The 23104-nt window shown below is 66.9% G+C and carries 21 protein-coding genes and 1 CRISPR repeat array; of the genes, 8 read left to right on the top strand and 13 right to left on the bottom strand.

Going from position 1 to position 23104, the window contains the following annotated elements; translation table 11 throughout:
* Positions 1–2: 2 nt before the first annotated feature.
* The 9 genes from nuoK to NDI86_RS12850 all read right to left on the bottom strand — a co-directional run bounded on the left by nuoK (position 3) and on the right by NDI86_RS12850 (position 6382).
* Positions 3–308, bottom strand: a complete 306-nt coding sequence (gene nuoK / locus NDI86_RS12890; protein ID WP_310900846.1) for an NADH-quinone oxidoreductase subunit NuoK — start codon at positions 306–308, stop codon at positions 3–5.
* Positions 308–706, bottom strand: coding sequence for a proton-conducting membrane transporter (locus NDI86_RS12885; RefSeq protein WP_310900845.1), 399 nt, complete (start codon positions 704–706; stop codon positions 308–310). The genes nuoK and NDI86_RS12885 overlap by 1 nt, the downstream gene beginning before the upstream one ends.
* Entirely contained in the window at positions 703–972 is a 270-nt protein-coding gene (locus NDI86_RS12880; RefSeq protein WP_310900844.1) for an NADH-quinone oxidoreductase subunit J, read from the bottom strand. Before NDI86_RS12880 ends, NDI86_RS12885 begins: the two co-directional genes overlap by 4 nt.
* A gap of 276 nt (positions 973–1248) precedes the next feature.
* Positions 1249–1710 carry a NuoI/complex I 23 kDa subunit family protein gene (locus NDI86_RS12875; protein WP_220587819.1) on the bottom strand — a complete coding sequence of 154 codons (462 nt, stop codon included), beginning with the start codon at positions 1708–1710 and terminating at the stop codon, positions 1249–1251.
* Positions 1711–1747: 37 nt separating this feature from the next.
* Positions 1748–2743, bottom strand: coding sequence for a complex I subunit 1/NuoH family protein (locus tag NDI86_RS12870; RefSeq protein ID WP_417936275.1), 996 nt, complete (start codon positions 2741–2743; stop codon positions 1748–1750).
* A 50-nt stretch (positions 2744–2793) separates the two neighbouring features.
* Complete coding sequence (locus NDI86_RS12865) at positions 2794–4470, bottom strand: NADH-quinone oxidoreductase subunit D (protein ID WP_310900842.1); 1677 nt, start codon at positions 4468–4470, stop codon at positions 2794–2796.
* The gene (locus tag NDI86_RS12860; protein WP_310900841.1) at positions 4467–5159 is read right to left on the bottom strand and encodes an NADH-quinone oxidoreductase subunit B; all 693 of its coding nucleotides are present in this window, start codon (positions 5157–5159) and stop codon (positions 4467–4469) included. Before NDI86_RS12860 ends, NDI86_RS12865 begins: the two co-directional genes overlap by 4 nt.
* Positions 5152–5565: an NADH-quinone oxidoreductase subunit A gene (locus tag NDI86_RS12855; RefSeq protein ID WP_310900840.1), complete on the bottom strand. Its 414-nt coding sequence runs from the start codon at positions 5563–5565 to the stop codon at positions 5152–5154. Before NDI86_RS12855 ends, NDI86_RS12860 begins: the two co-directional genes overlap by 8 nt.
* A gap of 169 nt (positions 5566–5734) precedes the next feature.
* On the bottom strand, positions 5735–6382 hold the full coding sequence (locus tag NDI86_RS12850) for an AIR carboxylase family protein (protein ID WP_310900839.1): 648 nt from the start codon (positions 6380–6382) through the stop codon (positions 5735–5737).
* 100 nt (positions 6383–6482) lie between these two features.
* Between NDI86_RS12850 and NDI86_RS12845 the strand changes: the two genes are divergently transcribed.
* Together NDI86_RS12845 and NDI86_RS12840 are read left to right on the top strand one after the other, a co-directional pair.
* A complete protein-coding gene (locus NDI86_RS12845) occupies positions 6483–7769 on the top strand; it encodes a HEAT repeat domain-containing protein (protein ID WP_310900838.1) in 1287 nt (428 codons plus the stop codon).
* A gap of 39 nt (positions 7770–7808) precedes the next feature.
* Positions 7809–9503: a phospholipase D-like domain-containing protein gene (locus NDI86_RS12840; protein WP_310900837.1), complete on the top strand. Its 1695-nt coding sequence runs from the start codon at positions 7809–7811 to the stop codon at positions 9501–9503.
* Positions 9504–9527: 24 nt separating this feature from the next.
* On the opposite strand, the gene NDI86_RS12835 is transcribed toward NDI86_RS12840, so the two are convergent.
* On the bottom strand, positions 9528–11441 hold the full coding sequence (locus NDI86_RS12835) for a Hef-associated nuclease (protein WP_310900836.1): 1914 nt from the start codon (positions 11439–11441) through the stop codon (positions 9528–9530).
* A gap of 454 nt (positions 11442–11895) precedes the next feature.
* Here NDI86_RS12835 and NDI86_RS12830 point away from each other — a divergent pair, with 454 nt between their 5' ends.
* Together NDI86_RS12830 and NDI86_RS12825 are read left to right on the top strand one after the other, a co-directional pair.
* Positions 11896–12393 carry a Mov34/MPN/PAD-1 family protein gene (locus NDI86_RS12830; protein WP_310900835.1) on the top strand — a complete coding sequence of 166 codons (498 nt, stop codon included), beginning with the start codon at positions 11896–11898 and terminating at the stop codon, positions 12391–12393.
* Positions 12390–12821 carry an FAD synthase family protein gene (locus NDI86_RS12825; protein WP_310900834.1) on the top strand — a complete coding sequence of 144 codons (432 nt, stop codon included), beginning with the start codon at positions 12390–12392 and terminating at the stop codon, positions 12819–12821. The genes NDI86_RS12830 and NDI86_RS12825 overlap by 4 nt, the downstream gene beginning before the upstream one ends.
* Here the strand turns inward: NDI86_RS12825 and NDI86_RS12820 are convergent.
* The 3 genes from NDI86_RS12820 to ribH are packed head-to-tail and all read right to left on the bottom strand — an operon-like array spanning position 12818 to position 14963.
* Positions 12818–13360, bottom strand: a complete 543-nt coding sequence (locus NDI86_RS12820; protein WP_310900833.1) for a hypothetical protein — start codon at positions 13358–13360, stop codon at positions 12818–12820. The genes NDI86_RS12825 and NDI86_RS12820 overlap by 4 nt on opposite strands.
* A gap of 41 nt (positions 13361–13401) precedes the next feature.
* Positions 13402–14562, bottom strand: coding sequence for a pyridoxal phosphate-dependent aminotransferase (locus tag NDI86_RS12815; RefSeq protein WP_310900832.1), 1161 nt, complete (start codon positions 14560–14562; stop codon positions 13402–13404).
* On the bottom strand, positions 14559–14963 hold the full coding sequence (gene ribH, locus NDI86_RS12810) for a 6,7-dimethyl-8-ribityllumazine synthase (RefSeq protein WP_310900831.1): 405 nt from the start codon (positions 14961–14963) through the stop codon (positions 14559–14561). The genes NDI86_RS12815 and ribH overlap by 4 nt, the downstream gene beginning before the upstream one ends.
* Positions 14964–15053: 90 nt before the next feature.
* On the opposite strand from ribH, the gene NDI86_RS12805 reads away from it, so the two are divergent.
* From NDI86_RS12805 to NDI86_RS12790, 4 genes are all read left to right on the top strand, one after another.
* Positions 15054–17066 (top strand): flippase activity-associated protein Agl23, encoded by a 2013-nt coding sequence (locus NDI86_RS12805; RefSeq protein ID WP_310900830.1) that lies wholly within the window; start codon positions 15054–15056, stop codon positions 17064–17066.
* Between the two features lie 46 nt (positions 17067–17112).
* Positions 17113–18270, top strand: a complete 1158-nt coding sequence (locus NDI86_RS12800; RefSeq protein WP_310900829.1) for a 5-(carboxyamino)imidazole ribonucleotide synthase — start codon at positions 17113–17115, stop codon at positions 18268–18270.
* 18 nt (positions 18271–18288) lie between these two features.
* Positions 18289–19759: a CRISPR direct-repeat array (repeat unit 30 nt; unit sequence GCTTCAACCCCACAAGGGTCCGTCTGAAAC).
* Between the two features lie 148 nt (positions 19760–19907).
* Positions 19908–20342 (top strand): plastocyanin/azurin family copper-binding protein, encoded by a 435-nt coding sequence (locus tag NDI86_RS12795; protein ID WP_310900828.1) that lies wholly within the window; start codon positions 19908–19910, stop codon positions 20340–20342.
* A 213-nt stretch (positions 20343–20555) separates the two neighbouring features.
* The gene (locus NDI86_RS12790; RefSeq protein WP_310900827.1) at positions 20556–23030 is read left to right on the top strand and encodes a methyl-accepting chemotaxis protein; all 2475 of its coding nucleotides are present in this window, start codon (positions 20556–20558) and stop codon (positions 23028–23030) included.
* Positions 23031–23104: the final 74 nt, after the last annotated feature.

The following is a 23104-nucleotide window of genomic DNA, read 5'->3' as shown; positions in this document are numbered from 1 at the left end:
GATTACCACCTCATCGTCGTCGCTTTGGTTACGTCCACGTCAGTGAAGTTGCGGTACAGGACGAGGATGATGCCGATACCGACGGCCACCTCGGCGGCCGCGATGGCCATCCCGAACAGGGCAAAGACCTGTCCGGTGAGGTTGCCGTGCTGGAGCGAGAACGCGACGAAGTTGATGTTGGCCGCGTTGAGCATCAGCTCGACCGACATCAGGAAGATGAGCGCGTTGCGACGGGTCAGCACGCCGAAGAGGCCGATACAGAATATCGCGGCCGACAGCAGCAGGTAGTACTGGGCCGGAACGGCCATCAGTCGTCACCCCCGTCGACTTCGCCACCGTCGGCGGCGACGGCATCGTCGGGTTCGCCGGTTCCGGAACCCAGGCCGACGATTTCACCCGCTTCCTCGCGGCGGGCCAGCATCACCGCGCCGACCAGGGCCGCGACCAGCAGGACGTCGATAATCTCGAAGGCGACCAGGAAGCCCTCGCCGGGGACGGCCGCCTCGCCTTCGCCCATCAGTTGGCCCGGCGCGATGTCGAACATCGCCGCGCCCAGGCTCTTCGTTATCACCGCCCCGTCGGGGAAGCCGGCCGGCGCGGGGAAGGCGGCGGTCAGGAACACGACCGCGAGGACGACGAACAGCGCCACGGCGGCGAGGCCGGCCACGTAGTTCCCCTCGGTGTTGAGGCTTGGTCTGTTCGTCATGGCGTCACCTCGATGGCGGATTCGTCCTCGCGCGTCAGCATCACGGCGAACGTGATGAGGATGAGGACACCGCCCACGTAGACGAGGATTTGCATCGTTGCGACGAACGCCGCCATGTTCAACACGTAGAACACGGCGACGCTGACCAACGAGACGCCCAGTAACAGCGCCGAATGCCAGACGTCACGGACTAACACGACGCCGGCCGCACTGCCCACCGTCACCAGAGCGAACAGCGCGAACGCGATTGACTCGTACAGTGCCATCTTAGTTGACTCTCTTGGCGGCGGCCCTTTGAAGATTCCTCTTTCGCCTCACGCGGGCGAGCGCGTGACACCCCAGATTTTTGCCGGCTTCGTCGGTTCAGGCCCCAGTCGTGGGTCCGTGCTGTCAGGTACCGACCCAGCGGCTCGGACGCCCACCGACCGGCCGCCAGTTCCGTCGCCGAACCGCGGGGGTACCCACGGGTATCGGCTCGCGCGTCGGCGTGTGTGATACCGGGGGTCCCGACGGACCGTCGGTCGGAGAAAATCCGCAGTCGCTTACTGGTAGTCGACTTCGCCGTCGCCTTCGCCTATCCACGCACCGCGGTCCGGCTCTCGGGACTCCAGCGGGTCGATGTCCTTGTACCACGGGACGTTCTTGAGTTGCTCCTTGTCGTAGGCGAACTCGTCTTTCGTGTCCGCGGTGAACTCGAAGTTCTGGGTCAGCAGGATGGCGTCGACGGGACAGACCTCCTCACACAGCCGGCAGTAGATACACTGCCCGATGTGGAGGTTGTACTGCTCGCCGTTGCGCTGGTCGTCCTGCACGATCTGGATGGTGTTGTTCGGACAGACGTTCTCACACTGCCGACACCAGATACAGCGCTCCTGGCTGAACTTGTGGACGCCGCGAAAGCGGGGGCTCACCTCGGGGGCGACGTCGGGATACTCCACCGTGAACGTCTCCCCGTCGAGGGCGTGTTTCATCGTCGTCGCCATGGATTTCATGATGCCAATCATTGGTAGGTGCCTCCAGTGGTCGCGAGGGCGGCGGTCATCAGGCTATCACCCCGACGATAGCCGCCGTCAGCAGCAGGTTCGCCAGCGAGAGCACGAGCATCCCCTTCCAGCCGATTTCGATGAGCTGGTCGATGCGCACACGCGGGATGGCCGAGCGGGCCCACTGGGTAAAGAGGAAGACGCCCCATATCTTGATGAGGAACCAGACGATGCCCGGCAGTACCGGCCCGGCCGGGCCGCCCAGGAAGATGGTGGCGATGATGGCGCCACCGAGGAAGATGTGGATGAACTCGCCCAGGTAGACGAGGACGAAGTACACCGAGGAGTACTCGGTCTGGTAGCCGGCGACGATTTCGGTGGGCGCCTCCGGGATGTCGAAGGGATTGCGGCCCACTTCGGCGAGGTTCGCGATCATGAACAGGACGAACGCGAAGGGGTTGACGAAGGCGTACCACGACGGAATCGGGCCGACGAGCGTCTGGCTCTGGGCCGCGACGATTTCGCTCATCTGCAGCGAGCCGGCGAAGATGACCACCGAGGCCCCGGTCAGGATGAGCGGAATCTCGTAGGCCACGTTCTGTGCGACCGCGCGCAGACCGCCCAGGAACGAGTACTTGTTGTTCGACGCGTAGCCGGCCATCACCAGACCGACCGAGGCGATAGAGGCCGTCGCGAAGACGTACGCGAGACCGACCTCGGGGTCGGCCAGGTGGATGCCGTTGCCCATCGGGATGACCGCGAAGCCAAGCAGCGCGGAACTCGCGATGATGAGCGGTGCGAGGTCCCACGCCGGGCGGTCGACGCCCTCGGGGACGATGAGTTCTTTCGAGAGGAGGCGCACCGCGTCCGCGACGATGATGAGCAGCCCGAAGGGGCCGATGCGGTCGACCGCGATGCGGTCGGTGAACGCGGCGGTAATCTTTCGCTTTGCCCACGGACCCGCCAGCGCGGTGTTGGTCATCATCAGCGTGCCGATGAGCGCCGCCCCGATGAGGCTCATCAGAATCATCACCGGGACGCTGTTGGGGTCCATGCCCGCGAGTTCCGCCAGCGTCTCGGGGAGCGGTGCCGACTCGGGCGCCATCAGCGGTCCACCTCCCCGAGGACGATGTCCAGGCTACCCAGCGAGGCTATCATGTCGGGGATGTACTCGCCCTGGGACATCTCCGGTAGCGTCTGCAGGTTCGAGAAGCACGGGCTTCGAATCTTGAACCGTGCCGGCTTGTCCGTGCCGTCCGAGCGGATGTAGATGCCGAGTTCGCCCTTCGCGGCCTCGACCGCGCGGTAGATTTCGCGGTCCGGGTCCGGGCGCAGCGTCCGGGGGACGTTGGCCTGAATCTCGCGGTCCTCCTCGGGCCACTGTTCGAGCAGGTCGACACACTGCTCGATGATGCGGGCAGACTCCTCGACCTCGCGCATCCGCACGAGCACACGCGAGAAGTTGTCACAGCCCGTCTCCGTGACCACGTTCCAGTCGAGTTCGTCGTAGTAGCCGTAGGGGTCGTCACGTCGCAGGTCGTAGTCGACGCCCGACCCGCGGGCGACGGGGCCGGTCGCGCCGTAGGACTTGACCATCTCTGGGCTGAGGACGCCCGTGTCCACACAGCGCATCTGGAAGATTTCGTTGCCCGTGATGAGGTCGTGGTACTCCTCCAGCTTGTAGGGCAACTCGTCGAGGAAGTCGCGGGTCTTCTCGAAGAACTCCTCGCGGGGCTCGGGCAGGTCCCAGGCCACGCCGCCCAGACGGAGGTAGTTGAACATCAGCCGCTGGCCGGTGAGGTCTTCGAGGATGTTCTGGACGACTTCTCGGTCGCGGAAGGCGTACTGGAAGATGGCGGTGAAGTCGCCGAAGACGTCCAGCGCGAAGGTACCCAGCGCGAGCATGTGCGCGGCGATGCGACACAGCTCTGCGGACATCGTCCGGATGACCTGTGCGTACTCGGGGACCTCGATGTCGGCGAGGTCCTCGGCCGCACGCGCGTAGGCCCACTCGTTGAGGATGCCCGCGGAGACGTAGTCCCAGCGGTCGGGGTACGGCATAATCTGGTGCCGGTAGGTCCCCGACTGACACATCTGCTCCTCACAGCGGTGCAAGTAGCCGATGTCCGGTTCGATGTCGGCTATCTGCTCGCCGTCCAGCACCGTCTTCACGTGGAGGACGCCGTGCGTGGCCGGGTGGTGTGGCCCGATGTTGACGAACATCGTATCGGGGTCGTCCTCGCTGCGCTGGTCGCCCTGCAGCGGGTTCGCGTTCTCCCGCAGCGTGACTATCTGGGGCTGGCTCTGGTTGTAGTCCTGGCTGAGCGGGTGGCCCTGCCAGGTCTCGGGCAGCAGGATGCGGCGGAGGTCCGGGTGGTCGTCGTACTCGATGCCGACAAGGTCGTAGGCCTCGCGCTCGTGCCAGTCGGCGGTGTCGTAGACGCGGGCGCCCGACTGGTTGTGCGGGTCGTCCTTGGGCGAGGGCACGACGATGGACAGTTCCTGTGTCGGGTCGTCGAACTTCCGCAGGTGGTAGATAGACTCGTAGCGGTCGTCGTACTCCTGGGCCGTCACACAGGCGCAGTGGTCGAAGCCAGCCTCGGTCTTCAGCGTCGAGAGGACGTCCTGGACCTCGTCGGGACGGACGACGAAGCCCTCGGCGTTGACGTGTGTCTCGCGGTCTATCACGTGGCCGCCCAGCAGGTCCGCGAGCGCGTCGTAGTCCAGTCCGTCCTCGGTGACGCCGATTTCGGTCGGTTGGGAGGGTTTCTCTAGGCTCATGGCGAATCGTCCCAGTTGTACCGCATCACCAGGTCGTCCTCGTCTATCTGGTCGGCCAGATGCTGGACGAGTTCGTCCTGTTCTAAGTCGCCGAACTGTTCGAGTTCGTAGGGCTTGACCGTCACCGGCGAGGACTCGCCGTTGGCGATGCGCTCCTGTAGTTTGGCGACGCCGTAGACGAGCGCCTCGGGGCGTGGCGGGCAGCCGGGGACGTGGATGTCGACCGGGATGACCTCCTCGGCGCCCTTGATGACGTTGTACCCCTCCTGGAACGGGCCGCCGGAGATGGTACACGAGCCCATCGAGACGACGAACTTGGGCTCGGGCATCTGGTCGTACACCCGCTTCATGCGCGGGGCGAACTTCGAGACGATGGTCCCCGGGACGATGATGACGTCGGCCTGTCGTGGCGACGCCCGCGGGATACCCGCACCGAAGCGGTCCAGGTCGTGTTTGATGGCGTAGGTGGCGATCATCTCGATGCTACAGCAGGCGATACCGAACTGCAGCATGAACATCGAGGAGCCACGCACCCAGTTCATGAACTGGTCGAACTTCGTGAGGATGAACGGCGTCGAACCGAACGCCTCCCGGAGCGTCGAGTTGAACCGGTCGTCGGCCCCCTCGCCCATCCGGGCCTCCTGGGTCGATACGTCCTTCACTGCCGGTGGTGTCTGGTCACTACTCATAGGTGTCTGCCCCCTTCGTGGCGCGCGGACTGCGCACCCATCTGACCGCGCCGTTTCGCCATGCCCAGCCGAGTCCGACGACCAGTACGCCGATGAACACGACCATCGGCACCAGCGCCTTCGTCATGCCGACCGCGCTGACGGCGTCGCGGTAGATGACCGTCCACGGGAAGATGAGGACGGTCTCGATGTCGAAGACGACGAACAGCAGCGCGACCATGTAGTACTGGATATTGAACTTGATCTTCTGGCTGCTGCCGGTCGGCACCTCGCCGGACTCGTAGGTGGCGGTTTTGCCTTGCTCGGGGACGCTCGGTCGCAGCAGGCTCGAGACGACCATCATCGTGACGGGTATCGCGAGGGCTACGACGGCGAGCGCACCGATGGCAATCCATGGATTACTCATTCCGGAATCTCCTAACGTGGGTCGATTAGGAGTACTCGCATATAAGGGTTGATAACCGCCACGGCGGCGGAATTCGGGCGGTTCGGGCCCATTTATCGCCGCTCGTCGGACTGGTCACTTCGAGCCTCAGCGCTGAGGCCTGACGCTTATCCCAGTCGGCGGGGCGCGCTCACTCCCAGTACTGGTCTTTGAACCCCGGCGTCCCGAGTTCGTGGAGGTCCCTGGAGACGCCGCCGACGCCCTCCTGGAGGCCACGGTGGTACGCGACGAGTCGGTCGCGCAGTTCGTCGTGTTCGCGCGCGAGCATCTGGACTGCGGTCAGCGCGGCGTTGAACGACTTGCCCGCGTCGACGGCGGTGATGGGCGCGCCCTGTGGCATCCCGATAACGGAGTCGACGGACTTCTCCTGGACGGGGACGCCGATGACAGGCAGCGGATACGCGATGCTCGCGGTCATGTTCGGCAGGTCGGCCGATTTCCCGCCCGCGCCGGCGATGATGACGTCTACCCCGCGGGCCTCCGCAGTCTCCGCGTAGGCGTACATCAGGTCCGGCGTCCGGTGGGCCGAGCAGACGAACGTCTCGAAGGTAAAGCGCGCCTCGGGCGCGTCGGTGTAGTCGGTCTGTTCCGCGAAGTCGAGTTCGTCCGCGAGGGCGGCGTACGCGCCCGGCCGTTTCCCCTTGCCGCCGGCCATCGTCGGCAGGTCCGAATCCGAACCCATGACGATGCCGATATCGGGTGTCTCGTCGTTCGGACGGTCCATCTCGGCCTCCTCGTGAAGCTGGTCGATTATCGACTGGACGCTGTCGGCGGTCATGGTCGGACTGCGCGCGGTCGCACCTAAGGATATGCGGTTTCGGGCGAGCGACGGTCCGGAAAGGAAAACGCTCTTAGCCCGCCTACACACACCTCCGTACATGAGCAACGGGGACGACGAGACGGCCGAGTCGGCCGACGCCGACGCGGAGACGAGCGACGTGCCGGACACGACGGTCACCGCCGAGGACCTCCAGGAGCGCCTCGACGAGGCCGAGTCGGAACTCGAAGCGGCCGAGACCGAGGCCGCGCTCGACAGCGTCGAAGAGCGCCTCGACAGCATCGAGAGCGACGTCGAGGAACTGCCAGAACCGGACGAAGACGACGAGGACGACGAGGCCGAGGACCCGGCCGAGGAGATAGAGTCGCGGCTCTCGGACCTGCGGGACGAACTCGAGGACCAGCGCGGGCCCTACGCCGAGGACGTCGTCGGGATTCTCGAGGACGCACAGGCCACGCTGACCGACAGCGAGTGGACCGAGAAAGGCGAGAACCAGGCCCACGCCGCCGTCGAGTCGTTCCTCGACGAGGTAGCCGACTTCCTCGACCGGGACGCGGACGCGGGCGAGGACCTCGAGGCCGCCGCCGAGGCCGTCGGCTCGGTCGCCGACGCGGTCGCGGACGCGGACCTGGACCCAGACGCGGACACCGACACTATCGCGGACCTGCTGGCGGCCGCCGAAGGGCTAGAGGAGGACCTGGAAGACGCCGAAGTCTGGGACGACCTCACCGTCCAGGAACAGCTCGACGCCAAGGGCTTCTACGACATCCTGACCAACGAGAACCGGAAGGACTTCCCGCCCGAGTGGAACGCCGCGAAGCTCCACGCCAGGGAGGGGAACCTCGACATCGTCCTCTACGCGTTCGACAAGCTGGGCTCGGACTTCATGGAGGAGTACTTCATCGACATCTTCTATCACCTCGGCAGCGACGCCGAGCCCGCCTTCGAGAAGATGCACCAGCTCGCCCAGAAGCGCAACCAGGGCCCTATCAAGGTACTCGGGAAAATCGGCAACGACGATGCCTGTGAGACGCTCCACGACTTTATCGACGGCGACGGCGACCCCAAGCTACAGAAGGTGACGATGCGGGCGCTGGGCGCCATCGGCAGCCCGGAGTCGGTCCAGCCGGTCGCGAACCGACTCGACGCGGAGAACGCCGAGGTCCGCTCGGTCGCCGCGCGCTCGCTCGGACTGCTGGGTGACACCCGCGCGGTGGCGCCGCTGTCCGACGTCCTCGAAGGGGACGACAGCGACGAAGTGCGCGCCTCCGCCGCGTGGGCGCTGCGCCAGATAGGCACCGAGAGCGCGCTCGAGGAGGCCGCCCAGTACACCGACGACCGCGCGTACCTCGTCCAGGCCGAGGCCGAGAAGGCCGCCGGCGCGTAGGCCGAACCCTTTTCACCGAAGGCGGGGCCAGCCCCGTCGATGCGACTTCGCCGCGTCCTCCTCGCCGTGCTCGTCTGCTGTGGTGCCGTCACCGCCGGGTTCGTCGGCCCGCTCCCGGCCGCCGCTGGCACCACTGGGTCGGTAGACCGACCGACGACCGCGTCGGCCGGTGAACTCGGGTCGCAAGCAGCCGGGCGGACGGCCGGAGAACCGCGTTCCAGACCCACCATCCACGCCATCTATCCCGACCCCGTCCGGAGCGGCGACCGCGGGGAGTTCGTCGTGCTCGCGGTGCCGAACGGGACCGACCTCGGCCGCTACACCGTCAGCGACGGCGACACGTCGGCTCCGCTGGCGAACCGTACGGTGAGCGGCCGCGTCGCGGTGACCGACGCGCCCGAGAGCGTCCGCAATCTGACCGACTATCCGGTCGTCGGGCTGGACAGCGCCCCGTCGCTGGCAAACGGCGGCGACAGCGTCGCGCTCAGGCGGAACGGCACCACCGTCGCGAGCGTTCGGTACAGCGACACCGAGGAGGGGGAACTGGGAATCGTCGCGGGGTCGACGCTCCGCTGGCGGCCGGTCGGCGCGACCGACCGCCCCGTCGTCACCGGCGGCGCCGGCGCGGTCCGGGCGTTCACGCTCCCCGACGCCCCGCAGGCCCCGCTCGCGCCGATACGGAACGCCAGCGAGCGCGTGTATCTGGCCGGCTACACGCTCTCCTCGGCGCGTGTCGCCGACGCCCTGGTAGCCGCACAGCGCCGCGGTGCCACGGTTCGCGTGCTGCTCGAAGGGGAGCCGGTCGGCGGACGCACGCGGGCCGAAGCCCGCACGCTCGACCGCCTGCAGGGCGCCGGCGTCGCCGTCCGCGTCGTCGCCGGGCCGCGGGCGCGCTACCGCTACCACCACGCGAAGTACGCCGTGGCCGACGAGCGGGCCGTCGTCCTGACGGAGAACTGGAAGCCGGCGGGGACGGGCGGGCGGAGCAGCCGCGGCTGGGGCGTGGGGACGGCGCAGTCGCGGGTCGTCGACGGGCTCGCAGCGACGTTTCGCGCCGACGCCGGCTGGCGCGACGCGGTCGCCTGGGACGACTACCGCGAGGGGCGGTCGTTCCAGCGCGGCGAGTCGGCCAACGGCAGTTACCCGTCGAAGTTCGACGCGACGACGGTGCCCGTCGAGCGGACCGAACTGCTGGTGACGCCCGACAACGCCCAGGGAGCGCTCGTCGCGGAACTCGACGCCGCCGAGGAGTCAATCGACGTGGTACAGCCGACCGTCGGCGGGTGGGACGAGCCGCTCATGCGGGCGCTCCGACGGGCCGCCAAGCGCGGTGTCGAGGTCCGCCTGCTGCTGAGTTCCGCGTGGTACGTCAGCGAGGAGAACCAGCGGACCGTCGAGCGGTTCGAGTCGTGGGCGGAACGGACGGGCGCGCCGCTGTCGGCGAAGCTTGCCGACCCCGGCGACCGCTACGCGAAGATACACGCCAAGGGCGCCGTCGTCGACGGCGACCGCGTGATACTCGGCAGCCTGAACTGGAACGAGCAGGCCGCCACCAGTAACCGCGAGGTGGTACTCGTGTTGTACGGTTCCGCGGTCGCCGACTACTTCGGGCGCGTGTTCGAGCGCGACTGGGCGGGCGGGAAGCCGTCGGTCCCGCTCGGCGTCGCGGCCGCCGTCGGTGGCGCCTTGGTCGTCGCCGGCCTCGCGGCCCGGCGCGTCCGCTTTGCGACCTGAGAACACAGGAGACGTACCGCCGCCTCAGACGTCGTCGGGCAGCGCCGTCGAACTGGCCAGTTCCTCGTCTATCTCCGCGTCGGCCATCTTCTCGACCAGGGCGTCGATGACTTCCTCTCGCATCCCCTTGACGAACTTGATGGAGCCGACGACGAGGTGGCCGCCACCGCTCACGCCGCCGCCGTCGACCTCCTCGGTCAGTTCGGAGACGTACTGGGGGATGTCCAGCCGGACGCCGTCGCTCCGGAGGACGGCGAAGTCGGGGCCGTAGCCGATGGTGATGACTGGGTCGCCGGTCTCTGCGACCTTCGCGTCGTGAATCTCGCCGGTCGTCTTCCCCGGCGCGGGGTAGGTGAAGCGGTAGGCGTGGTTCTCGACGTCGATCTGGTAGAGGTGCGCGCCGTTGTCCAGGCGCTCGTGCTCGACGTGGTCCATGGCGGCGTCGAGTTGCTGGTCGACGTCGCGCTTGGCCTTCTCGGCCAGCTGGTCGACGAGCTCCTCGTGGCGCCGTCGGTCGTCGCAGTCGACGTTCAGCACGTCGGTGATGAGCCGCTCGCCGGCGCTGTAGCGCAGCCAGTGGGTCGCGTAGTCCAGCGCCTCGCCGATGTCACGCAGGTCGCGCTCGTCGTACCCCTGCTCGTCGGCGAGTTCGAGGTACTCGGGCATCGCCTCACCCTCGGAGCGGTCCGAGAGACCGGCGACGGCGGGGACGTGCTGGAGGTCCTCGGTGAGGGCCGGCGCTATCATCCGGGCCAGTTCGACGCACATCATCCCCGTCGTGATGCGGTAGTCCTCGTCGTGGAGGTACGGGTTGACGTGCTCGGTGATGAGCGGTTCGACGGCCTCCGGGTCGGGGTGGTGGTGGTCGACGACGACCACGGGGATGTCGTAGTGACGGAGGTTCCGGTAGGCCGGGGTGTCCTCCTCGGTCGAGCCGTTGTCGAGCATCAGGAGCAGCGGGAGCTTCTGCCCGTGGCGGGTCCGGTCCTCCAGCGCGAAGTTGAGGTCCCGCGTGACGTCCTCCATCTCGTAGTAGGGCGCCTTGCTCGGCAGGCGCTTCAGGAGGTGCTGTGGCGCGTCGTCGTCCTCGTAGTGGTCGGCGATGAACCGTTCGAGCGCGACTTGCAGGGGGACGCTCGCACACAGGCCGTCACCGTCGGCGTGGTGGCGCATCCGGATGGGGCGGCCCTCCAGGACGGTCCTGCGGAGCTCCGTAGCGACCTCTCGGAGGTCGTCCCACAGCTTCTCGAAGGCGGGCCACTCGACCAGCGGGTCGATATCGGCCGGTTCGGCCGCCGCGTCGAGGGCCGCGTCGAGGGTCGCCTCCACCTCGGCCGCCTCGTTGCCGTCGAGGCGCGCAAGCGCGTCCACTTCGACCTGGACGCCGCCGTTTCGCTCCTCGGCCCGACCGGAGACGCGGACGACGTCGTCGATGTCGACCTCGGGATGGGCCCGGACTCCGGCCTCCTCGAAGGCCGCACAGGGGACGGCCCCGGTGCCGTCCCGCACCTGGAAGATGGTCGGTCCGCCGGTCTGTTTTATCTGGACGACCTGGCCCTCGACGACGACGGTGTCGCCGGTCGCGTCGGCGAGAGCGTCGACGTCGGCGGCGGTGCCGTGGGGAACGTGTTCGGTCTCGTACTCCGTGACCTGGACTTCCTCGAAGCTCATGTCGCCGTCCGAGCGGACCTCGCCCAGTTCGACGACGAGCTGGTCGCCCTCCTCGTAGGTGCCCACGAGATTGGAGTCGTGGACGAGCCCGGAGACGGCATCGGAGAGGTCGACGAAGACCCCGTAGTCGACGACGCCGTTGACCGTCGCGCGGTAGCGAGAGCCGACCTCGACGTCGTCAGCGGTACATCCAGACGCTAGATCGTAGACGAGGGCTCCCCCCTCGGGAGCCTCGGCACCGTCGTCGGTGCCAGTTGGCGAAGACATTTGCCGTCATTTCGACACTCGCCGGTTTGTACTCTTCGGAATCGCTGGCTAGGAAACGCCGGTGTCCAGACCGACGGAATGTACGGCATCAGTTCCAACCGCCAGAAAGCCCCGGCGGGCTGAACTCGGGGGACTCGCTGCGCGCTTCCATCGTTACACTCAGTCCAGTGCTTGCGTCGTCCGCCTTCGTTCAGCCCGCCGCCCCTTTCAGTCCCATCCGTAGCCGGTTGGTCAACCCGTCCGGGCGGGACTGAAAGGGGCGAACCGCTCGGCGACGGCGGGTGACGTAGGCACCGCAGCCGACCGGCGGGAGGCGAGGCGCGCAGCGAGCCCCCCGAGCCGAACGGTTCGGGGCTTTCTGGCAGTCCAGCGTGCGTCGACGGTTCGACTCAGTAAAACCCCGCACTAATCCTAGAGCGGAACCCTTAGAACCGGCCCGAACCACCCATCGAGCATGGGGCTGTTTCGCTCGGGCGAGATTCTCGGCATCGCCGAGTCCGCACTGGACTTCGCGCGGGCCGCGTCCGAGGACACGCATCCGAACGAGTACATGGGACTGCTGCGAGGCGACAAGGCCCGCAAGGTAGGTCTGGACCGGGACGGCACCGTCCTGACGGACGTGCTGGTCATCCCGGGGACCGAATCCAACCCCGTGAGCGCGACGGTCAAGACGAGCATGGTGCCAAACGACATGCGAGCGGCGGGGTCGATTCACTCCCATCCCAACGGCGTCTTGCGGCCGAGCGACGCCGACCTGGCCACGTTCGGCCGCGGCGACGTCCACATCATCCTCGGATACCCGTACGGGCCCGAGGACTGGCAGGCCTTCGACAACGACGGCGAGCCGGTCGAGTTGCCGGTACTGGATATCGACCCGCCCGAGGAGACGTTCTTCGACTTCGACCAGCACGACATCGACCGGGAGTTGCGAGAGGAGGAGTTCGACTCGTGAGACGCGTCGTCGCACAGGGCACCTTCGACCTGCTGCATCCCGGCCACGTCCACTACCTCTCCGACGCCGCCGCGATGGGCGAGGAACTCCACGTCATCATCGCCCGGTCGGGGAACGTCACGCACAAGGAACCGCCGGTGGTTCCGGACGAGCAGCGCCGCGAGATGGTGGCGGCGCTGAAGCCCGTCGACGAGGCCCACCTGGGTCACCCGGAAGATATCTTCGTTCCCATCGAGCGCATCGACCCCGACATCATCGCGCTGGGGTACGACCAGCACCACGACGAGCAGCGCCTGCAGGCGGCGCTGGGGGAGCGGGGCATCGACTGCGAGATTCGCCGGGCGAGCGCGCTGGACAGGAACGACCCCGACAGGCTGCTCTCGACGGGGCGCATCATCGACCGGATTCTGGCCGAGCGGAGCGACTAGCCGTTGCCGGGCGCGGGGCTGCTCGTCGAGTTCTGAGACTGTGGGCCGCCGGGCGATTGCGCCGGCGAGCCACGACTCGTCTCGCGCTGTGGCGGCGTCTCGGTCGGCCCCTCGACGGTGATGACCGCCGTCGAGACGGTCGTCTGGTCGGAGTCGCCGGCGCGGGCTTCGACCGGCAGCGAGTAGTCGCCGGGCGAGGCTTGCTGTGGAATCTCGACGATGAACGAACCCGTGACCGTGCCGATAGGGGGCTCCCACAGCAGTTCCGGCGGGTACATCTCCCGGACCGAGGTCGGTCCCGGGTCGAAGTCGCCCTGTGTCACCTGCCAGACCGGCGGTAAGGCGTCGACGCGGTACGTGACGACGCCGACGCCGCGGGCCGTCAACTCGATACCGACCGCCTGTCCGGGGACGCCCTCTGCCCCGGTCGTCGTCAGGCCGAACTTGCGCTCGGTTCCCTCGGCGGGGCCGCCACAGCCGGCGAGCGCAGCGGTTACGCCCCCGGCCACGAGCGACAGCACTGCACGTCTGCGTGGCATACCAGCCACTCCGCAGCCCGTCGCAAAAACAGTTAGCTTTTTTATATGAGGTCGTGTTCGGCCAGTCGGTCGACCGCTTCCTGCAGTCGCTCCTTGCTGTTGGCGTAGGAGATACGGGCGTAGCCGGGCGTCCCGAAGGCGGTTCCGGGTACCGTCGCGACCTGGGCCTCGGAGATGGCCTCGTCACACCACTCGGTGTCGTCGCCCCCGGGAACCACTTCGGGCATCATGTAGAACGCGCCCTGCGGTTCGGGGACGTGGACGCCGTGGTCCTCGAACAGGCCCATGAGGAACTCCCGGCGCTCGGCGAAGGCCTGTCGCATCTCCTCGACGGCCTCGTCGGTGTTCGTGATGGCCTCGACGCCGGCGTGCTGGACGAAGTTGACCGCACAGGAGACGGAGTGGGAGTGGACCTTGCCCGCCTGGGAGACCAGTTCCTCGGGCCCGGCGAAGTAGCCCAGCCGCCACCCGGTCATCGAGTAGGCCTTCGAGAAGCCGTTGAGCGTGACCGTGCGGTCCGCCATGCCTTCCAGGGTCCCGAGCGAGACGGCCTCGACGCCGTCGTAGGTAATCTCCTTGTAAATCTCGTCGGAGATGACCGTGATGTCGTGTTCGACGGCGAGGTCGCGGACGCCCTCCAGCGCTTCCGCCGAGTAGACGGCGCCGTGGGGGTTCCCCGGCGAGTTGACGACGAGCAGTTCGGTGTCGTCCGAGACAGCGTCGGCCAGGTCGTCGAGCGCGCCCGAAAGCTGGAAGTCGTGGGGCGCGGTGTCGACGCGGGTCAGGGAGCCCCCGGCGAGTTTCACCATCGCCTCGTAGGAGACCCACGCCGGGTCCAGCAGGGCGACTTCGTCGCCGTCGTCGATGACAGTCTGGAATATCTCGTAGAGGGCCTGTTTGCCGCCGGGCGTGACGATGACGTTGTCGGCGTCGTACTGGGTGAGCCCGTCGTCGTGGAGTTTCTCGGCGATAGCCTCCTTCAGTTCCGGGATCCCGTTCGAGGAGGTGTAGCCTGTGTGGCCCGCGTCGAGGGCGTCTTTCGCGGCCTGCTTGATGTTCTCCGGCGTGTCGAAATCCGGTTCGCCGACGCTCAGGTCGACGACATCCTTGCCCTCGGCCTCCAGTTCGGCGGCCTTGTTGCTGATTGCGAGTGTCGCACTCGGCTCTACACGTCCGACCCGTGAAGCGAAGTCCATAGTCATAGTTTTGCGAGTTCGATGGCGCTCGTGACGGCCGAGCCGCCCTTGTGGGTCCGGGCCTCGGCTTCGTCCTTGCTCATGCCCGGCCCGATGATGCCCAGCGTGACGGGGGTGTCCCGCTCCAGGGACACGTCTGTCAGTCCGCCCGCGGCGGCGTCGGTGATGACCTTGTCGTGGTCCGTGTCCCCCTCGATGACGACGCCGAGCACGGCGACGGCCTCGATGTCGTCACGCCGCGCCAGCCGGTCGGCCGCCAGCGGCGTGTCGTAGGCGCCCGGGACCGTGAGCGTCTCGGCGATATCCGCGCCGGCATCGGCTGCGGCCGCGCGGGCCGACTCCTGCATCGCGTCGATGACGTCGCCGTGTTTGTCGTACTGAGCGACGACCAGTCCGAGCTGCACCATACCCGCTGTGGGGACACTCGGGCGTAAAGAACTACCGTTCCGTGTCGGGAAACCAGAAAGATTCTAACCCCCGCTCGTCTTGAGGCGGACATGGAACGGTCCAGCAGTCCGCTCCAGTCCCTCCAGCAGGTCCGTCGCCGCGGCGCGTCGTGGCTCGACACCGACGACCACGCGACGGTGAAACTGGTCGTCGCCATCACGCTGGTCGCGCTCGCGGCCCGGGTCGTCTTCCTGGGCTCCCGCGTGGCCCACTTCGACGAGGGCCGGGTGGCCTACTGGGCCTGGCACTTCGGCGAGACGGGCAACTTCGCCTACCGCTACATCATCCACGGGCCGTTCATACAACACGTCGACCGCTGGCTGTTCGCGCTCGTCGGGCCCGGCGACTTCGCGATGCGACTGCCGGTGGCCGTCGTCGGTGGGCTGCTCCCCCTGACGGCGCTGCTCCTGCGTGAGCATCTGGACCGGAGCGAAACCGTCGCGCTCGCCCTGCTCTTTACGCTTGACCCCGTGCTCGTCTACTACTCGCGGTTCATGCGCAGCGACGTGCTCGTCGCGGCGTTCATGTTCACCGCCTTCGCCCTGCTCGTCCGGCTCTACGACACGCGCAGGGCCCGCTACATGTACGCCGCCGCCGTCTTTCTCGCGCTCGGGTTCGCGTCGAAGGAGAACGCGCTGGTCTACGTCGTGACCTGGCTCGGCGCCACCGGCCTCCTGCTGGCGAAGATTCTGCTGCTCCCGAACGGCTTTCGCGACGCCATCGGGTTCCTGCTCCCCCGGCAGGCAAACGATGTCGCCACCGCTGTCGTGCCCGAGCGGTTCGGTCCCGTCCGCTTCGCCAGGGGGCCGCCTTCCGTCGGGGCGGTCCGTGACCGGGTCGTCGGCCGCGTGAAAGGCGACGTGGGCCGGGTCGTCGGCATCGTCCAGGGGTTCCGACGACGCCACGACGCCGCCTGGCAGGTCGCCGGGGCCTACGTCGGCCACCTCGTCCTCGCCGTCCTCCTGTTCGGGCTGGTCTCGCTGTTCTTCTACGCGCCCCGCGGCGCCGGCATCGACGGTATCGAGAGCCACCCGGCCATCGCGGCGACCACGCCCGGCTACGTCGGCTTCTGGGAGGGCGTCACGAACCCGTCGCTGTTCGGCCCGATGCTCGACGCCACGATAGACCGCGTCGTCGACCAGTGGGGCAACTGGGTAGAGCCGGGGACGGAGAAAGCCCAGGACACGTACGCGAAGCACTTCTGGACCTCGACCGGGGCGCTGATGCTGGGGTCGCGGGTGGTGGCCGTGCTGGCCGGCGTGGGCTATCTCCTGGACCGACTGGGCGTCACGACGCCCCGACACCTGATTCCGTTCTGCTTCTACGCGGGCTTCGTCTCCATCTTCGGCTACCCGCTGGGGACCGACATCGGCGCGCCGTGGCTCGCCGTCCACATGGTCGTCCCGCTCGCGGTGCCGGCGGCGGTCGCGCTGGGCGGTGTCTTCCGCTGGGGCTCGCAGTCGCTGTCGACGGGTGACGCCCCAAGTTTCGCCAGCGCGGCGCTCGTGCTGTTCGCGCTGTCCGTGCTGGTCGCCCAGGCGGGCGTCGCCCAGGTGTACACGAACACGACCGAGGACTCGAACCCACTGGTCCAGTACGCCCAGCCCAACGCCGAACTCAAGGGCGAACTCCTGGAGATGGAACGGCTCGCGGCGGCCAACGACGGCTCGACGGACGTGGTTGTCTACTACGGGGAGTCGGGCGAGCAGTTCGACCGCTACAACGCCTACGTCAGCCCGGACCGGGACAAGTGGGACGAGTCCGCACGGAACAACAAGCCCACCTGCCTGATGTGGTACAACTCGCTGCCGCTGCCGTGGTACTTCGCCGCGGGCGAGATGGACGTCGACTGCGAGAACGAGGAGCGGAACCTCGCCTCCCTGGCGCGCCAGCAGCCGCCGCCGGTCATCATCACCCAGAACTTCGACCCGACGGTGCCCGAAGACCGACTCCGGGCGGCCGGCTACGAGGGCGACACCTACCGGATGCGCACCACCGGCGACCGGAACCTGTTCACGGTCTGGACGAACGAGGCCGTAGTCGATAACAGCACTGCTGGCTGAGCCCGGAACTCAAAGGCTTAAGCGGTCACCGGCGAAACCGCCGCCTATGACGCGAACCTCACCCGGTCCGACCGTCGGCGTCGTCGGCGGCGGACAGCTCGGACGGATGCTCGGTGAAGCCGCGGCGCCGCTTGGCGTCGAACTCGTCGTCGCGGACCCGACGCCGGACTGCCCGGCCGCGCCGGTGGTCCGTGACCAGCTCGTCGGCGGCTTCGAGGACGAGTCGACCTTCCGTGAGCTGGCCGAACGGGCCGACGTGCTCACGTTCGAAATCGAACTCGCCGACCCCGACGTGCTGGAGCGGGTCGCAGAGGAGACGGACACGCCGGTCCACCCCGCGCCCGGGACGCTGCGGACCATCCAGGACAAGCTGGTCCAGAAACGCCGGCTCGCCGAGGCGGGCGTCCCGGTCCCCGAGTTCCGCGGGGTCGACACCGCCGCGGAGCTGCGCGAGGCCTGTGCGGAACTTGGCTACCCCGCGATGTTGAAAGCCCGCACCGGCGGCTACGACGGCCGCGGCAACGTCCCGGTCGACGGCCCCGAGGACGTCGAGGCCGCGATGGCCGACATCGCCGGCCCCGCGATGGTCGAGGAGATGGTCGACTTCGAGCGCGAACTCGCGGTGATGGGCTGTCTCGGTGACGGCGAGCGCGACACCTTCCCCGTGACCGAGACGGTCCATCGCGAGGAGATTCTGCGCGAGAGCGTCGCGCCCGCCCGAGCGAGCGCGGCGGTCCGCGAGCGAGCCCGCGAGGTGGCCCTGGACGTACTGGACGTGATGGACGGTCGGGGCGTCTTCGGCATCGAGCTGTTCCAGACCAGCGACGACGAGATTCTGCTGAACGAAATCGCGCCCCGCCCGCACAACTCCGGCCACTGGACCATCGAGGGGTGTCACACCTCCCAGTTCGAACAGCACGTCCGGGCCGTGCTGGGCGAGCCACTGGGCACGACCGAGCTTCGGGACCCGAGCGTCTCCGCGAACATCCTCGGCGACGTTACCCAGCGCCAGGACGCCGTGATGCACGGCGAGCAAGCGGTGCTGTCGACCGAGCGCGCCCACCTCCACTGGTACGGCAAACGCGAGGTGTACGACCTCCGGAAGATGGGCCACGTCACGATGACCGGTGACGACCGCGACGCGCTGCTGTCCGACGTGCGGGACCTGCGCGACGGGCTGACGTTCGACGACGATTCCCGGTAACTCGGCGTCGAACCCAGCGCTTCAATCCCACAAGGGTCCGTCTGAAACACTGCAGCCGACCAATACGATTACTCAATTAACTCAGCTTCAACCCCACAAGGGTCCGTCTGAAACAATGCCCTCAGAACGGCGATAAAGGACCGCTACCCCGGCTTCAACCCCACAAGGGTCCGTCTGAAACCGGCGACGTCGCCCTGGGCGCGGGCGTACAGTCCTTCGCTTCAACCCCACAAGGGTCCGTCTGAAACTCAACTTCTCGGCCGACAGTAACGCGACGGCCGTCGCTTCAACCCCACAAGGGTCCGTCTGAAACCTGCCACTCGCGCGTCTGGTCGTCTCGCTCGGTCAGGCTTCAACCCCACAAGGGTCCGTCTGAAACCGGCAAAGTCTGAGAGCCAGTCCGACCCATCCCACTCGCTTCAACCCCACAAGGGTCCGTCTGAAACAGCCCGGTGATGGTCACGTCGTCGGGTTGCGTGCGCTTCAACCCCACAAGGGTCCGTCTGAAACTGGTAATATTGAATGGTCTGTTAACGGCACAACGGTAGCTTCAACCCCACAAGGGTCCGTCTGAAACCGAAATTGTCCGCGCCCGTGAGTTGGCCGATAAAGCTTCAACCCCACAAGGGTCCGTCTGAAACGCTTGCTGACCGGCCACTGAAAGAGCGTCCCGGCGTGCTTCAACCCCACAAGGGTCCGTCTGAAACGCTTGCTGACCGGCCACTGAAAGAGCGTCCCGGCGTGCTTCAACCCCACAAGGGTCCGTCTGAAACGCGCCATAGGTTTGTCCTCTTTCGCGGCCTGGACGCGCTTCAACCCCACAAGGGTCCGTCTGAAACCCGCGCGGTTGGCGTAGGACAGGTTGGTGTCGTTGCTTCAACCCCACAAGGGTCCGTCTGAAACCATTTTGAGCGCCGAGCATGAGAACAGTCTCGTTGCTTCAACCCCACAAGGGTCCGTCTGAAACACGGTGGACGACCCTTCCCACGCCTCTGTGGGTGTGCTTCAACCCCACAAGGGTCCGTCTGAAACAGTTCATCCCTATCTGGCTCGGAGGAAATCCGCATGCTTCAACCCCACAAGGGTCCGTCTGAAACATGCGGTGTTTTGCTTCTACGATTAGAGTGTAGTGCTTCAACCCCACAAGGGTCCGTCTGAAACGGGTTCGTGCCTGGAGGGCCGTCGAGTACCGGCTCGCGCTTCAACCCCACAAGGGTCCGTCTGAAACACAGCGGTAGGTCGCTACCCAAGGGGAATCCCGGGGCTTCAACCCCACAAGGGTCCGTCTGAAACCAGTTGCGATTCTGTATGTGGCTTCGAGCAGCACCAGCTTCAACCCCACAAGGGTCCGTCTGAAACAATTGTCTGGTAGATACTGTGGGTTCTGCTGGTAGCTTCAACCCCACAAGGGTCCGTCTGAAACAGCGTTCCACGGGCTCAGCGGCGCCATCGAGAGGTAGCTTCAACCCCACAAGGGTCCGTCTGAAACCATGACCGATTCGCCGGCCATGGGCCCGCTACAGCCTGAACGCACATCAAGATTATCGTCGACCCCCAATACCCCCTGAACCCCCAGGGGGTCGATGGTGAGCGCGGCGAACCGAGCGGCATTTGTCGCTCCGGTCCCGATTTCTGCTATGGAGCGACGGGCCTTCCTCCGGGCAGCGGCACCGACGGTGGCAGTCGGGCTCGCGGGCTGTATCGGAGGCAGCACGCCGACCGACTACGACGTGGGAATGGGGGCAAAGGAGTTCCGGCCGGAGCGCCTCGAAGTCTCGGTCGGGACCACGGTCACCTGGTTGAACACGAACAAACAGGGCCACTCGGTGACGGCCTACGAGAGCGGCCTCCCCGACGGCGCCGACTACTTCGCCTCCGGCGGCTTCGACAGCGAGCAGGAAGCCCGCGACGCCTGGGGCAACAGCTCCGGCGGGACGCTGTTCGAGGGCCAGCAGTTCGAACACACCTTCGAGGTGCCCGGTGAGTACCCCTACTTCTGTATCCCACACGAGACGGGCGGGATGGTCGGGACCGTCGTCGTCACCGGAGAGGCGGCGACGCCGACCGAGTGAGCCGCTCCCGGGAGCCTAAAGACACTGCGCGGGAGCGGCTGGTTTCTTCTGATACTGAAATTTTCGTTCCGTTTTCGTCCCACAGGTATCAATATTAAAAACTTGCTTACTAGTTAGGTAAGTTCGTTAATGTGCCATTGTCCTACGCCCTGGTATGTCAACGTTAGTGGACAGCGTGGTTGCGCTGGTCTTCGAGGTGGCGTAGGATACAGTATGGCAGGTTCGCTCCCAACTTCGCTACGCGAACTGGTTCCCGAAGGGATTCGCAGACGGTATCTCGCGAAGTTCGCGACCGTCGTGGTCGTCGCCCTGCTGGTGACGACAGTGGCCGGTATCTACTTCCAGGGGGAGGTGAGTGCGGAACTGACCCACGAGCGACACAGCGAGATGCAAACGACCGCCGAACTGGAGGCCGACTCCATGCACCAGTGGGTCGAGGAGTACGAACAGACCGCTCGGATGCTGAGTCAGTACGAGTCGATGCAAACCGGCGAGACCGCCGCCGAACGGCTGGACAACGAACTCGACGCTCTGCCGGCGTCGGTCGTCGCGCTACACTACGTCGACCTCGACAGCGGCGACGTCGAGGTGAGTACCACCGACAGCATGGCGGGCACGGACATCGACGCGCTCTCGCTGAAGTGGGCCCACAACTCGCTCGACTTCTCGGACGCCTCCCAGGTGGCCGTCTCCGAGGGGTACGAGAACGAGGGTCAGGAACGCATCGCGTTCGTCAGTCCCGTCGAGGGCACCAGCAACGCCGTGATGGTCGTCACCGACGCCGGCGAGCGGGCGACCCACTTCCGTGACCCCATCGAGGGCGGCTACACGCAGGTCGTCAACGCGGCGGGAATCATCGAGTTCACCGCGGACGAGGACGAGGCCCTGACCGAGTACCAGGGCGGCGCCGACAGCGAGGTCCTCCAGGCCGGGCTCGAAGCGCCGGGCGCCGTCGAGCGAGACGAGACCGGCGAGGTCGTCGCGTACGCTCCCGTCGAGGACACCGACTGGGTCGTCATCGCCCACGCACCACAGGATAACGCGTACGTCCTCCGGGGGGCCGTCCAGCGGGACTTCGCTATCATCATCGGGCTCGCGTTGCTCGGCTTTCTCGTCATCGGCCTCACTATCGGCCGCAACACCGTCAGCGCCCTGAACGGTCTCGCCGACCGCGCAGAGGCGCTGTCACGGGGCGACCTCTCCGTGACGATGGACGACACGGACCGCATCGACGAGGTCGGTCGCGCGCAGGCGGCCTTCAGCGACACGAAAGCGTACCTCCAGACCATCGGCGACCAGGCCGACGCGATGGCGCGCCAAGACTTCGGTGACCCGGCACTGGAAGCGGAGATACCGGGGCGCATCGGTGACTCCCTCTCGAAGATGCACGCCGACATCGAGGAGTTCATCGTCGAACTCGAACAGTCCCAGGCCAACGCCGAGGAGGCACAGGCCCACGCCGAGGAGCTGGCCGATTCACTGGAGACCGAGGCCCAGGCGTTCTCGGCCGTGATGGAGGACGCCGCCGCCGGGGACCTCCGCAAGCGCCTCGACGGGTCGAGCGACCACCGCGCGATGCGCAACATCGCCGACGCGTTCAACGACATGCTCTCCCAGCTCGAGATGACGGTCGTCGGCATCCAGTCGTTCGCCGACGACGTGGCCGCCTCGGCCGAACAGGTCGCCGCGGGCAGCCAGGAAGTCCAGGCGGCCTCCCAGGAGGTCGCCACGTCAGTCGAGGAGATCTCCGGCAACGCGGAGGAGCAGAACGCGAACCTCCGCGAGGTCGCCGGCGAGATGACGGAGCTGTCGGCGACCATCGAGGAGATAGCCTCCTCGGCCGACGAAGTGGCCGAGCAGTCCGGCTTCGCCGCCGCCCGCGGCGAGGAGGGGGCCGAGGTCGCCGAGGCCACCGTCGAGCAGATGGGGCGGATACGGTCGAAGACCACCGAGACGGTGCGCCAGATAGAGGACCTCGACGACGAGATGACCCGCGTCGGGGACGTCGTCGACCTCATCGACGACATCGCCGAGCAGGTGAACATGCTCGCGCTGAACGCCTCCATCGAGGCCGCCCGCGCGGGCGAGGCCGGCGAGGGCTTCGGCGTCGTCGCCAGCGAGATAAAGAGCCTCGCCGAGGAGACGGCCCAGGCTACGACCGAGATAGAGTCACTCATCGACGGTATCCAGGGGTCCACCGGCGAGGCGGCCGAGGAGATGCGGGAGATGCGTGACCTCGTCGCCGACGGCGCCGAGACCATCGACGAGAGTATCACGGCGCTCGACGACATCGTCGAGGCCGTCGAGGACGCAAACACCGGCGTCCAGTCCATCAACGACGCGACCGACGAGCAGGCGGCCTCCAGTCAGGAGGTCGTGGCGATGGTCGACGACGTCAGCGAGCGCTCCAACGAGGTCGCCGCCGAGTCACAGAGCGTCTCGGCCGCCGCCGAGGAACAGGCGGCCTCCATCGCCCAGATTTCCGACAGCGCACAGCGACTCACCGACCAGTCGAGCGACCTGCACGGGATGCTCGAACAGTTCGACGCCGAAGCCGACGACGTAGCCGACATCGACGACATCGGTACCGCCGTCGACGACCGACAGCAGTCAACTGGAGCCTCGACCGAGGTGTACCAGTCGGACTCGGTCGCGGCCGACGGCGGCCCCGACGAGGCCGACGACTGAACTCAGGGAGAGCAGTACCGCGGCGTGGCGATGCGTGTCCCGCGTTCGACGCCGTCGCTATCGGGCGAGCAGGT

The sequence above is a fragment of the Haloarcula onubensis genome (assembly GCF_031624605.1).
Lineage (GTDB): Archaea > Halobacteriota > Halobacteria > Halobacteriales > Haloarculaceae > Haloarcula > Haloarcula onubensis.
This window is presented reverse-complemented; position numbering and strand designations above follow the sequence as displayed.